The 12,850-nt window shown below is 48.6% G+C and carries 11 protein-coding genes; 6 read left to right on the top strand and 5 right to left on the bottom strand.

Annotated features, from left to right (window positions below; genetic code table 11):
* Positions 1-4: 4 nt before the first annotated feature.
* Positions 5-2,752 carry a DNA mismatch repair protein MutS gene (gene mutS / locus MF542_RS11510; RefSeq protein WP_247019457.1) on the bottom strand — a complete coding sequence of 916 codons (2,748 nt, stop codon included), beginning with the start codon at positions 2,750-2,752 and terminating at the stop codon, positions 5-7.
* Positions 2,753-2,884: 132 nt separating this feature from the next.
* Here mutS and MF542_RS11505 point away from each other — a divergent pair, with 132 nt between their 5' ends.
* Positions 2,885-5,176, top strand: a complete 2,292-nt coding sequence (locus tag MF542_RS11505; RefSeq protein WP_247019448.1) for an NADP-dependent malic enzyme — start codon at positions 2,885-2,887, stop codon at positions 5,174-5,176.
* A 66-nt stretch (positions 5,177-5,242) separates the two neighbouring features.
* On the opposite strand, the gene MF542_RS11500 is transcribed toward MF542_RS11505, so the two are convergent.
* Positions 5,243-6,694 carry a sigma-54-dependent transcriptional regulator gene (locus MF542_RS11500; RefSeq protein WP_247019446.1) on the bottom strand — a complete coding sequence of 484 codons (1,452 nt, stop codon included), beginning with the start codon at positions 6,692-6,694 and terminating at the stop codon, positions 5,243-5,245.
* 144 nt (positions 6,695-6,838) lie between these two features.
* Between MF542_RS11500 and MF542_RS11495 the strand changes: the two genes are divergently transcribed.
* From MF542_RS11495 to truA, 5 genes are all read left to right on the top strand, one after another.
* On the top strand, positions 6,839-7,207 hold the full coding sequence (locus MF542_RS11495) for a PilZ domain-containing protein (protein WP_247019444.1): 369 nt from the start codon (positions 6,839-6,841) through the stop codon (positions 7,205-7,207).
* A gap of 17 nt (positions 7,208-7,224) precedes the next feature.
* Positions 7,225-7,578, top strand: coding sequence for a DUF1491 family protein (locus MF542_RS11490; RefSeq protein ID WP_247019442.1), 354 nt, complete (start codon positions 7,225-7,227; stop codon positions 7,576-7,578).
* 75 nt (positions 7,579-7,653) lie between these two features.
* Positions 7,654-8,172: a peptide deformylase gene (gene def, locus MF542_RS11485; protein ID WP_247019440.1), complete on the top strand. Its 519-nt coding sequence runs from the start codon at positions 7,654-7,656 to the stop codon at positions 8,170-8,172.
* Between the two features lie 22 nt (positions 8,173-8,194).
* Positions 8,195-9,115: a methionyl-tRNA formyltransferase gene (fmt, locus tag MF542_RS11480; RefSeq protein WP_247019432.1), complete on the top strand. Its 921-nt coding sequence runs from the start codon at positions 8,195-8,197 to the stop codon at positions 9,113-9,115.
* Complete coding sequence (gene truA, locus MF542_RS11475; RefSeq protein WP_247019430.1) at positions 9,115-9,858, top strand: tRNA pseudouridine(38-40) synthase TruA; 744 nt, start codon at positions 9,115-9,117, stop codon at positions 9,856-9,858. Before fmt ends, truA begins: the two co-directional genes overlap by 1 nt.
* On the opposite strand, the gene ptsN is transcribed toward truA, so the two are convergent.
* The 3 genes from ptsN to rpoN all read right to left on the bottom strand — a co-directional run bounded on the left by ptsN (position 9,855) and on the right by rpoN (position 12,838).
* Positions 9,855-10,346 (bottom strand): PTS IIA-like nitrogen regulatory protein PtsN, encoded by a 492-nt coding sequence (gene ptsN, locus MF542_RS11470; protein ID WP_247019414.1) that lies wholly within the window; start codon positions 10,344-10,346, stop codon positions 9,855-9,857. The genes truA and ptsN overlap by 4 nt on opposite strands.
* A 37-nt stretch (positions 10,347-10,383) precedes the next feature.
* Entirely contained in the window at positions 10,384-10,965 is a 582-nt protein-coding gene (gene hpf, locus MF542_RS11465; RefSeq protein WP_247019413.1) for a ribosome hibernation-promoting factor, HPF/YfiA family, read from the bottom strand.
* 286 nt (positions 10,966-11,251) lie between these two features.
* The gene (rpoN, locus tag MF542_RS11460; protein WP_247019406.1) at positions 11,252-12,838 is read right to left on the bottom strand and encodes an RNA polymerase factor sigma-54; all 1,587 of its coding nucleotides are present in this window, start codon (positions 12,836-12,838) and stop codon (positions 11,252-11,254) included.
* Between the last annotated feature and the right edge of the window lie 12 nt (positions 12,839-12,850).

The raw sequence follows: 12,850 nt of genomic DNA, 5'->3' as shown, positions 1-12,850 counted from the left end.
CTTCTTAAGGGTTCGGTAAAAGGTCCTTCAGATTATAAACTATTTCAAGCGCTTCTTTTGGCGAGAGTTCATCTGGATTAATTTCCGAGAGTTTTTCCTCAACTTCAGAAGGTGCAATCTCGTAGCTGGCAGTAGGTTCGTTGAGAGTTGCATTATGGAATAGCGGAAGATCTTGAATAAGACCTTGGGCTTTATCGCCTTTATCGCTGTTTTCAAGATGATCAAGTACCTGACGTGCGCGGTTAATAACCGCTGTTGGCAAACCTGCAAGTTTGGCAACCTGAATACCATATGACCGGTCAGCTGCGCCTGCGGCTACTTCGTGAAGGAAGACAACATCACCCTTCCATTCCCGTACCTTCATTGACCGGAGAGATACGCTTTCCAGCGTTTCTTTAAGAGCTGTCAGTTCATGGTAGTGGGTCGCGAATAATGCGCGGCTCTGGTTGATGTTATGAAGGTTTTCAACAGCGGCCCAAGCGATGGAAAGCCCATCATAAGTAGCTGTGCCGCGGCCGATTTCATCCAGAATAACGAGTGAGCGTGGGCCCGCTTGATTAAGGATCGCGGCAGTTTCCACCATTTCTACCATAAAGGTTGATCTGCCGTGAGCCAGGTCGTCAGAAGCACCAACACGGCTGAAAAGCCTGTCCACGGAACCAATATGGGCGCTGGCGGCAGGCACAAAGCTTCCCATTTGTGCGAGTACAGCAATAAGCGCGTTTTGCCTAAGGAACGTAGATTTACCAGCCATATTCGGGCCAGTAATCAGCCAAAGGCGTTGTTCGGGTGATAAGTCACAGTCATTTGCAACAAATGGTTTGCTGTCTGCGGCCATTAGAGCTTTTTCTACAACCGGGTGCCTAGCGCCGATCACATCAAAAGCAAGGCTGTCATCTACCTCAGGACGGATATAACGATCTTCTTCCGCAAGGGTTGCAAGACTTGTGGAGACATCCAGCATTGCGAGAGCATCAGCTGCCATAGAAATTGGGCCAGCCAACTCCATAATCATAGCGACTAAACCCGTGAACATATCAGCTTCAAGCGCAAGTGCGCGATCACCAGCTTCAGAAATTTTGCCTGCTAGCTTTGAAAGTTCAGCTGTAGAAAAACGTACCGCATTTGCAAGGGTCTGGCGGTGAATAAAGGTTTCATTTAGTGGTTCTTGTAACAGTTTATCTGCATTTTTTGCGGTTACATCTACATGGAAGCCGAGCACATTATTATGTTTGATTTTTAGACTGTTGATACCTGTAAGCCGCTGATATTCGGCCTCAAGCTGGGCGATCAATCGGCGGCTATGGTCCTTGAGTGTTCTGTATTCATCAAGCGCTTCACTGTAGTTTTCGCGGATATAACCGCCATCGCGGGTAATAAGCGGTGGTTCATCGACAATGGCGCGTGCAAGCTCATCAATAAGGTCATTGTGGCTACCCAAATCTTCGTGGGCATCCTGAATAAGATCAGGAACTTCATCCAGTGCACCACTTGGGCCGCTAAGGTAAGTCTGAATAAGTTTCGCTGCCTTAAGGCCTTCGCGGATCATGGCTAAATCACGGGGTCCGCCGCGGCCTAGAGAAAGCCTTGCCAGTGCCCGTTCAATATCTGGTGTGTTCTTTAGTGTATCCCGCACATCAAGGCGCAGTGTGCTACGCTTATGCATATAATCCACACAGTCCAGCCGTTCGTTAATGCGAACAGGGTCTGTAAGCGGCGCGGAAAGGCGCTTGGCAAGGAGACGAGCCCCCGCGCCAGTAACTGTGCGGTCCACTGTTGAAAGAAGGCTTCCGGATGTCTCGCCTGTTTGTGTACGCACAAGCTCTAGACTACGGCGTGTGGCAGCATCAATCATCATTGTGCCATCAGCAGACAGGCGCTTAGGTGGGTATAGCCTTGGCATTTTACCCTTCTGGGTATCATCGAGATAATCAACCAGTGCGCCAGCGGCAGCTAGATCCGCGCGTGTGAAATTCGCGAAACCATCCAGGGTTGAAACATCAAACAATTCCTGGAGGCGTCGGCTACCAAAGCCGCTATCAAATCGGCTTTTATCCATTGGGCTGATGATACTGCGCCAATCAAACAGGCCAGCAGAGAGTGTATCGTCTGCTATCATGTCGTTGGGTACGAGTAGTTCACCGGGTTGTAGGCGCGCGAGGTCAGCGTCAAGTCTGCCAGCCTTGGTCGGCAAAACGAAAAACTCGCCTGTAGACATTTCAGCAACCGCGAGCGCCATATCTTTCTGCGCGCGGCCAAGAGCCACCAGATAGTTGTTTGACCGTGGGTTGAGAAGATTTTCTTCCGTAATGGTGCCAGGGGTTACTAGGCGTACCACCTCGCGGCGCACCACAGCTTTAGACCCGCGCTTTTTGGCTTCAGCAGGGTCTTCGGTTTGTTCGCAAACAGCTACTTTGAAAGATTTTTTAATAAGGCGAGAGAGATATATTTCTGAGGCATGCACAGGTACGCCTGCCATTGGGATATCATTACCGTCAATCTTACCGCGTTTTGTGAGTGTGATATCAAGCGCCGCTGAAGCGCGTTCTGCATCTTCGAAAAACAGCTCGTAAAAATCACCCATTCTGTAAAAAAGAAGGCAATCAGGGTAAGCTGCTTTAATCTCAAGAAACTGCGCCATCATTGGAGTAACGCCCGGAGCTTTGGCCATTTTTGTCCATATATTATCAGTATTTGCAGATGTTTCTTCTTGAATATCTGCTACTGCTCCGGATACTGAACTCGACGCCATTATATAAAAAACCTTCGGTAAACTTGTTAAATTTCAATTGTCATAGGCTTTATGCCATAGTATGCGGCATATAAGTAGCTTGCTTTTATAGCAATATGGCCCCAACGGCTACAAGAGAACAAAGGATCCCCAATGCCTACAAAATCATCCAAGTTTACGGATGCTGAAGCGCTTCGCTTTCACTCGGCTGGTCGCCCCGGTAAATTAGAGATTACACCGTCAAAACCAATGGCAACGCAGAGAGACCTCTCGCTTGCTTATAGCCCAGGTGTGGCAGTCCCTGTAGAGGCAATCGCAGAAGACCCTGATACAGCCTATGACTATACCACCAAGGGTAACCTTGTTGCGGTGATTTCAAACGGTACAGCGATTCTTGGTCTTGGCAATCTTGGTGCGCAGGCATCCAAGCCGGTGATGGAAGGAAAGTCTGTACTTTTCAAGCGTTTCGCTGATGTGGATTCGATTGACCTTGAGGTCGACAGTGAAGACATAGATGAATTTGTAAACTGTGTGAAACTGCTTGGCCCTAGCTTCGGCGGTATTAACCTTGAAGATATTGGTGCGCCTGCGTGTTTCATTATTGAGCAGCGTCTTCGCGAAGCAATGGATATCCCTGTATTCCATGATGATCAGCATGGTACTGCGATTATCACAGCGGCGGGTTTCCTGAATGCGCTTGATATCACTGGTCGCGATATCAAAGATACTAAGGTTGTGGCGATTGGTGCTGGTGCAGCTTGTATTGCCTGTATTGAGCTGATCAAGGCAATGGGCCTTCCGCATGAAAATGTAACCATGGTTGACCGCACAGGCGTGATTTATTCAGGCCGTGAAGAAGGTATGAACCAGTGGAAATCAGCCCACGCTATTGAAACAGATGACCGCACGCTTGAAGAAGCGATCGCGGGCGCTGATGCTGTTCTTGGTCTCGCTGGCCCGGGTGCGATTACGCAGGATATGGTGAAATCCATGGCTGATAAGCCAATTATTTTCGCGATGGCAAACCCTGACCCTGAGATTACACCGGAAGCAGTAGCTGAAGTGCGTAAAGATGCCATTATGGCAACAGGCCGTTCTGATTATCCAAATCAGGTAAACAACGTTCTTGGTTTTCCGTATATCTTCCGTGGTGCTCTTGATGTACGTGCACGCACCATCAATGAAGAAATGAAAATTGCTTGTGCAAAAGCTCTCGCTGAATTGGCTCGTGAAGATGTGCCTGATGAAGTAGCAGCAGCTTATGGTGGCGAGCAGCCTCATTACGGCCCAGACTATATTATCCCGGCACCGTTTGATCCGCGTCTCATCTGCCGTCTGCCGATGGCGGTGGCACAAGCTGCAATGGATACAGGCGTTGCTCGTAAGCCGATTGAAGATATGGCCGCGTATGAAGTTGAACTGTCTGCACGCCTTGATCCGACAGCTGGCACGCTTTCCGGTATGTTTGAAGATCTCAAGCGCCGCGAACCACGCCGTGTGGTGTTTGCGGAAGCAGAAGAAGAAAAAGTTCTGCGCGCAGCCGTTGGTTTTAAAGCTGCAGGATACGGTATTCCTGTTCTTGTGGGTTATGAAGCACCAATCCGTGAAAAACTCCGTGAGATGGGTGTGGACGATAAAGCCTTTGAGATTAAGAACGCAAGCAATACAGACCGCACGCAGGCCTACGTTGATTATATGTATGAGCGTTTGAACCGCCGTGGTTACCTGCTTCGTGATATCCAGCGTATGATCAAGCGGGACCGGAACGTATTCTCTGCCTGTATGGTGGCAACAGGGGATGCGGATGCGGTTCTTACGGGTGTAACCCGCCATTATTGGCGTGCGCTTAAAAACATTAAACGTGTTGTTGATCCGCTTCCAGGGCAGCGTCCATTTGGTCTTTCCATTGTGGTAGCCAAAGGCCGTACTGTATTTATGGCTGATACAACAGTGAATGAAAATCCAAGCGCGGAAGATCTCGCTGATATTGCTGAAAGCGCTGCTGGGTTTGCACGCCGTATGGGACATGACCCACGAGTTGCGTTCCTGTCTTTCTCTAACTTCGGTAATCCGCCATCTGATAAAACAAGCCATCTTCAGGAAGCTGTACGTATTCTTGATGATCGCGATGTTGATTTTGAATATGACGGTGAGATGCAGGCTGATGTGGCGCTGAATAAAGATCTGAAAGAGCTTTATCCATTTATGCGCATGTCAGGCCCTGCGAATATCTTGATTATGCCAGCGCTTCACTCTGCGAACATTGCCTACAAGCTGCTTTCTGAACTTGGTGATGCTAAGGTTATTGGCCCACTGTTACTTGGCATGAACCATTCAATTCAGGTGGCCCGTATGACATCTTCATCATCTGATTTGGTGAATATGGCTGGTTTGGCGGCAAGTAATGCGCATGCCCTTGAGGTAATGAAGAAAAGCAAAAAATAGTTACTAAGCTAATTATAGATTCAAAAAAGGCCTTGCTTTTGTAAGGCCTTTTTTAGTTAAGAGGCATCAGTTTTCAGATGTATCCCACTCTTTCAATTTGCGGTAGAGGGTGGATGGATTTACTTCTAGTTTATGGGCTGCCTGTCTTACTTTGCCGCTGCAAAGTTCAATGGCGCGCTCTATAATCTTCCGCTCAGTAACAGCTAACGGCTCAATAGTACCATTAATCCAGTTTTGTGATGATGTTGTGGAAGCTACCTCTTGCTCGGGCTGAGTTTCTACAATCTGTCTTCTGCCGCCAGGGAGAATGGTTTCTCCTGCTGGGGAGGCTTTTTGTTGGCGCGCTGGACCCATTAGCTTGCTAAGCATATCGCCTGTAAGGGCTTTTCCGTCATTTAAAACCACGGCACTTTGGATAACATTGCCCAGTTCGCGTACATTACCCGGCCATGCATGAGAGAGGATTATGTCTTTGGCAGTGGTATCAATGCCTTCAAATTGCTTTTGTTCTTCTGCTGCGAATGTTTTCAACAGATGTTCGGCAATAGCGATGCTGTCTTCGCCCCGGTCTTTCAGTGGAGGGACATGAATAGGAACTACGTGAAGCCTGTAAAACAGGTCTTCCCTGAAGCGTCCAGCTTCCACTTCATCCCAGGGGTTTCTGTTTGTTGCACATACGAAACGAACATTGACAGTTATAGGTGTGTTGCTCCCTACAGGGACAACTTGCCCTGTTTGGATGAAGCGAAGCAACTTAGACTGTAGGTCGAGTGGCATTTCACAGATTTCATCAAGAAACAGAGTGCCCCCGTCAGCCCGTACGGCCGCGCCTTCCCTGTCAGCTGTAGCGCCCGTGAAAGCACCGCGAAGGTGGCCGAAAATCTCGCTTTCAATCAGATTTTCAGGGATCGCGGCACAGTTTAACGCCACGAAATGTTTGCTGTGCCTTGGGCTTAATTGGTGGATCGCTTCAGCACACAATTCTTTACCCGTTCCCGAAGGGCCGTTGATGAAGACACTGGCTTTTGAAGGGGCGCTATCTTCAATCATACGGTAAACAGCCTGCATGGCTGGGCTTTCACCGATAAACTTATCAAACTTTTTGGCTTTCCGGCCTTCAAACTGTTCCACAAGGCCTGATAATCGGTGCATTTCAAGCGCATTTTTGACGGTTGTTGTGATCCGCTCCGCAGTGAAAGGTTTTAAAAGGAAATCATCTGCGCCTTCCTGCATGGCTTCAACAGCTGTTGTGACAGAGCCGTGGGCTGTGATCACGATAATTCTGGCAGCCAGTCCCCGTGCTTTTACTTCCTTCAAGATATCAATACCGTCCATATCTGGAAGTTTAAGGTCAAGAAGTATTATATTTGGATTTGTTTCTTCAATAAGCGTGAGGGCTTCTTTCCCGGTTTCCGCGAGATGAATGCCTGTTCCCAGTGGCCGCATATATTCCCGGTAGGTGAGGGCCAGTGTTGGGCTGTCTTCTACAATAAGGATATTCGCTGTCTCAGGTGCCATAAGGTCGCCTATTTTGCTGTTTCCGTAATTTTATGCAATTGCCGGCTGTTTAACAAGCACCTTGCAAGGGTGACGGATAAATACAATTTGAATTGTCTGGTGAGAATTATTTTAGATTCGTGTAGTATAACACGGGTGAAGAGAATGAATTGGCAGCCTGGTATGAACAAGACTGATATTGAGGACGTTACCCATGAGGGTAGTGGCGAAGACAACCGCAACTATCAACGCCGGTCGGTGCTGTGGCCCGCTAAGGTACGACTGAATAGCCATGAAATTACCTGTCAGGTGTGGAACCTGTCTCTAGGCGGCGCACGTGTGCGGATTGACCTTCCAATTCAAACAGGCACTGATCTTACTCTTTATATCTCTGGTCGCGGTGAATTCCCTGCCACCGTCAGTTGGAACAGGGATAATGCTATGGGGCTTTCTTTCCGTTGTTCTACAGCAAAAATTCAGGAAGCTTTTGCAGACCGTGCCCATGTTCTGGGGCTTGACGAAGAAGCACCGTAAAGGCCATACCCCTTTTTATGGAAAACCGTATTAAAACCAGCCTCTGGGTGGACGCCCAGGTACGTACCTGCTTTGCAGCTGATATGCCTGCCTTTGTTCTTCATAAAGGTGATGCAGAGCGCGGAGGCGTGATTTTGAAGTTGAACCGTTTTGCGGCGGGTGTGCAGCTTTTTGAACAATCCATGGATTTTGATGGCAACAAAATCTGGCGGCAAATTGGTGTTTTCTCGGAAGAATTTGAGCGTGAAAATGATATGTGTGCTGCTGAAGTGGTTGCTAAAAAACGGAGTTTTGATCCTGATATCTGGGTGCTTGAGATTGAAGATATGAAATCTCTCTACGAACTTGATGCCCCAATTTCTGAGTTTTAGCGCCAAAATCCTTGACGTTCAGGCCTGCGGTCCATAGGTAATCATCAAGTTTATATATGCTGAAACGGATGTAACATGGCGAAGCTTGATATTGTTAACGTACCAGACCCACTTCTAAAGAAGATGTCAGACCCGATGGAACGGGTTGATGATGAAGTGCGCCGTTTGATGGATGATATGCTGGAAACCATGTATGCCGCGCCGGGCATTGGTCTTGCTGCTATTCAGGTAGCTGTGCCAAAGCGCGTAATCGTACTTGATACTGAAGGGGATGCAGATAACCCGCAGCCAACCTTCCTTGTAAACCCGGAAGTTACTTGGGAATCACCAGAATTTAATCTCTATAATGAAGGCTGTCTTTCTGTTCCTGAGCATTATGCAGAAGTTGAACGCCCTGCTGAGGTTAAGGTGAAATACCTTGATTATGATGGCAACGAGCAGGAAGAGCTTATGACAGGCCTGATGGCTACGTGTGTACAGCATGAAATTGATCATCTGAATGGCGTGGTTTTTATTGATTATCTTTCTAAGCTGAAGCGCAACATGATTATTAAAAAAGTACGTAAAGCGACTAAAGACGCAACTATTCTCTAATTCTTTCAGATAAGGCACGGCTATGCGGATTGTATTTATGGGCACACCGGATTTTGCGGTGCCAACACTGAAAGCACTTTATGGTGCTGGTCACGAAATCGCGGCGGTTTATTCCCAACCGCCGAGACCAGCTGGTCGGGGTAAGAAAGAGCGTAAAAGCCCTGTACATACTGTTGCAGAAGAACTGGGCGTTGAAGTGCGTACGCCGCTTTCTATGAAAAAAGAAGAGGCAATTGCTGAATTTTCTGCGCTCAACGTTGATGTAGCTGTTGTTGTGGCCTATGGCCAAATTCTACCGCAGGCGGTGCTTGATGCGCCAAGGCATGGCTGTGTAAACGTTCATGCATCCTTGTTGCCGCGGTGGCGCGGTGCGGCACCTATCCACCGGGCGATTATGGCGGGTGATGATAAAACAGGTGTTTGTATCATGCAGATGGAAGCGGGGCTTGATACGGGCCCGGTAATACTTCGTGATGAGGTAGCTATTGGAGCTGGCGATACCACGGCAAGCCTTCATGATGTGTTGGCGGATATGGGGGCAGGCCTTATTAATGAGGCAGTTGTTTCACTTGCTGATGGTACGGCAATCATTGAGGTACAGCCAGAAGAGGGCGTAACCTATGCCCATAAAATTGATAAAGCGGAAGCGCGCATTGATTGGACCGCCTCTGCCACTGAGATCGACCGTAAGGTACGTGGATTGTTTCCATTCCCCGGTGCATTCTTTGAGCTGAATGGTATGCGGGTGAAAGTGTTGGCCGGCGAGGTGGCGGACGTTTCAGGTGATGCTGGTACAACGCTGGATGACACACTTCTTATTGGCTGTGGTGAGGGGGCTTACCGCCTCACAAAGGTACAGAAAGCGGGCAAGGGGGCTGCTGACGCAGAAGCATTCCTTCGCGGCAACCCGGTTGCGGCTGGTGTTTGTTTGGGAGCCACCTAATGCAGCGCTTCAAGCTTACAATCGAATATGATGGCAGGCCTTTTGCGGGATGGCAGCGGCAGGCGGATGTTATGTCTGTGCAGCAAGTGCTAGAGGATGCAGCTTTCAAATTCTTGCCGGGCGACGAACGTATTCTTGTGTCAGGCTCCGGCCGAACGGACGCTGGCGTACACGGTCTTGGGCAAGTAGCACACGTTGATATCACGCGCGATATGACGGCTGATCAGGTGCAGGGTGCGTTTAACTATCACCTGAAACCACATCCGGTTTCTGTGCTTGAAGTGGAAGCTGTGGATGATGAGTTCGACGCGCGCTTTTCTGCGCTTAAGCGGCACTATATCTATAAAATCAAAAATCGCAGAGCACCGCTTACCCACCAGAAGGGGTTAATGTGGCACGTAAAAACACCACTTGATGCGGAAGCCATGCATGATGCTGCTCAGGAACTTGTTGGCCTGCACGACTTCACAACGTTCCGCCATGTACACTGTCAGGCAAAAAGCCCTGTTAAAACAGTTGATTATATTGGTGTAGAGCGTGTTGGTGATGAAGTGCATCTAACTGCAGGTGCGCGTTCTTTCCTTCATCACCAGATACGGTCAATCACGGGTACACTTGCGCTTGTTGGGCGCGGTAAATGGAACCGTGCTGATGTAAAAGCGGCGCTTGATGCCAAGGACCGTAATGCTATTGGTCATAACGCGCCGCCAGATGGTCTATATTTCAGAAAAGTGGAATATTAAGCCACAGAAACCTGTGGGCCTGCAAGCATGGCAAGAAGAGCGCTTGGGTCGTCTGTTGCACGCAGTTTTTCACACGTTTTTTCATCGCGGAGTGTACGGGAAACCTTAGCGAGCGCCTTAAGGTGGTCTGCCCCAGCTTCTTCTGGCGCGAGCAACATAAACATCAGGTCAACCGGGCGGTCATCAACGCTATCAAATTCAATGGGGGCGCTTAGACGCGCGAAAAAGCCTTTGATGCCGTCCACGCCGTCTACACGTGCGTGCGGAATAGCAACACCACGGCCAACGCCTGTGCTGCCAAGTTTTTCTCGTTCAAGCGTACGTTCGAACACCTCGCGAGGGTCCACGCCTGCTTGTTCTGCGATCATACGAGATAAAGACTGAATAGCCTGTTTCTTACTTGAGGCCTTAAAGTCAGCAAGAATGCTGTCTGCCTGAAGCAGATCACTGAGTTCCATGCCTTTTAATGCCGAGCCCTGATTTATCACAAGGCTCGGACGCTCCTATCTGACTGTTTAACGGTTCTTATGAACCGCTTGGGCTAATCCACCCAATATTTCCATCACCACGGCGATAAACGACCTCAAGTGTGTCGCTTTTGGTGTTTCTGAACATAAATGCGTTTGCGTCTGCCAGATCCATTAACATTGCTGCGTCTCCTACGCTCACGTTCGGAATTTCTCTCCGATTTTCAGCAATAATGATCGGCTGATCAGTTTCAGCGCTTGCTTGTGCGCTATCACCTTCGTCCGTTTCAGGCGCGATTACCAAATCATGTGCCAGTTCCATGGCGGCATCGTGCCTAGCTTGTTTGTGGTGGTTCTTAAGGCGTCGTTTGTATCTGCGCAACTGTTTTTCTACTTTTTCTGCTGCTTCTTCGAAAGCAACATATGGATCTTCCGCCTCCCCGCGGCTTTGAAAATTGATCCCTTGGTTGGCATGAAACGATATGTCTGCGCGACAGAGGTGTCCTTCTTTTATAAAAGTGATTGTTGCATCTATGGTTCTGCTGAAATATTTGTCAGCAATACTTTCCAGGCGGGATTCAACGTGTTCTGTTAGAGATTCACCAACATTCATTTTCCGTCCGGTTACATTAATTTCCATAAGAGCAATACTTCCTTTCTTAGCGTTTTTGGGCAATTCGGGATTGCCATCTAGCTAGCAGGGCCATTGCGACCCTGTTATACAGCGCCTATGGATACGCCTTATCCCAGAAGGGGCGTTAGGCGCTGAGGCTGTAGCCATTGCGGCTACAAAAACAGCCTACCACAGAATATGGTTATAGTATGGTTAACAAACGTTGATTTATGTCAAAATTTTGTAATTAAACGTTTTTTTATTCGAGAAAAAATTGTGGAAAATTACAAAAATTGAAACGACTCAGGGAAGCCTAAGATGCCATGTTCTTCAGGCGGCGGCGCTGAACTGAAGACGGGATCTTCATGGCTTCACGGTATTTGGCAACCGTTCGGCGGGCGATATCCACGCCTTCTGCTTTCATAAGCGCTACCAGCTTATCGTCAGACAGAATTTTCTTGGGGTCTTCCGCATCAATGATTTCCTTCAGGCGGAACTTCACTGATTCCGCTGAATGGGCATCCCCGCCATCTGCGGAGGAAATAGAAGAGGTGAAGAAATACTTCAATTCAAACATGCCGCGAGGGCAGGACATGAACTTGTTATTGGTGACACGAGATACGGTTGATTCGTGCATATCAATTTCTTCTGCGATATCTTTAAGGGTAAGCGGTTTCAGGAACCGCACACCTAATTCAAAGAACATTTCCTGCTTTTTAACAAGCGCAGTTGCCACCTTAAGAATTGTACGAGCACGTTGATCAAGCGCTTTCACAAGCCAGTTAGCGTCTGCAAGGCAATCTGAAACAAAAGCCTTTGCTTCTTTGTTGCCGCCCACTTCTTTAAGCTCACTAACATACTGTGAGTTCACCAGAACTTTTGGGAGTGTGTCACTGTTCAGTTCCACCACCCATGTGCCAGCACGGCTTTTGCGGATGAAAATATCTGGTACAACAGGTTGTACGTTAACGCCGCCGTAAGCGAGGCCGGGTTTCGGGTTTAGTGCACGGATTTCCCGGATCATATCTGCGATATCATCCTGATCAACACCGCACAGGCGTTTAATAGCCGCCATATCCCTTTTGGCAAGCAGATCAAGGTTTTCAACGAGCGCCTGCATGGCAGGATCGTATCGGTCTAATTCTTTAAGCTGGATAGCGAGACATTCTGCTAGCCCTCGCGCAAACACTCCAGATGGTTCTAGGGTTTGAAGGCCACCAAGCACTTTAAGGACGTCGTCATCTTCAACGCCCAGGCGTTCCCCCACATCAAGAACCGCTTCTTGATCCACATAACCAGCTTCGTCCACAAGGTCTACCAGATGGGTGGCAATTAAGCGGTCTGCAGGTTCTGAGTATAGAACAGCCATTTGGCGCATCAGAAAATCATGGAGATTTTCTTCACCTTCGAGGGTTTGATCAAGGCTGCGCTCGTCCATCATGCCGCCGCCGCCTTTAACAGCACCACCGCCATCATAGCTTAAGCTGCCGGCACCGCCCTCAGGTGTGCTGGAAACCCGGTCAGAAACCGCATCATTGTTATAGATGTTGGTTTCCATATTGGTATCAAGCGCACTATCTGATGTGCTGCTGGTGTCGAGCGCTGTGTTCATGCTGGTATCAGCGGCGATTAACCCTTCGTCAACAGGTGTGTCACCACCACCACTCTCTCTCAGGTCATCACCAGTTGCTGTACCGCCTTGTTCACCACCAGACTGATTGTCAGCTCCTTCCGGTGTGGCTTCACCCATTTCGAGAAGTGGATTACGCTCAACCTCTGTAGTGACATAATCTGTTAACTCCAAGTTAGACAGCTGCAACAGTTTGATCGCCTGCTGCAATTGCGGCGTCATTACCAGTTGCTGGCTTTGTCTTAAATCTAATCTTGGGGTTAAGGCCATCTGCGCAGATAC

The organism is Kordiimonas laminariae, from assembly GCF_023008165.1.
In the GTDB taxonomy this organism is placed as follows: domain Bacteria; phylum Pseudomonadota; class Alphaproteobacteria; order Sphingomonadales; family Kordiimonadaceae; genus Kordiimonas; species Kordiimonas laminariae.
The sequence above is the reverse complement of the archived record's forward strand: the minus strand, read 5'-3'. Positions and strand labels throughout refer to the sequence as shown.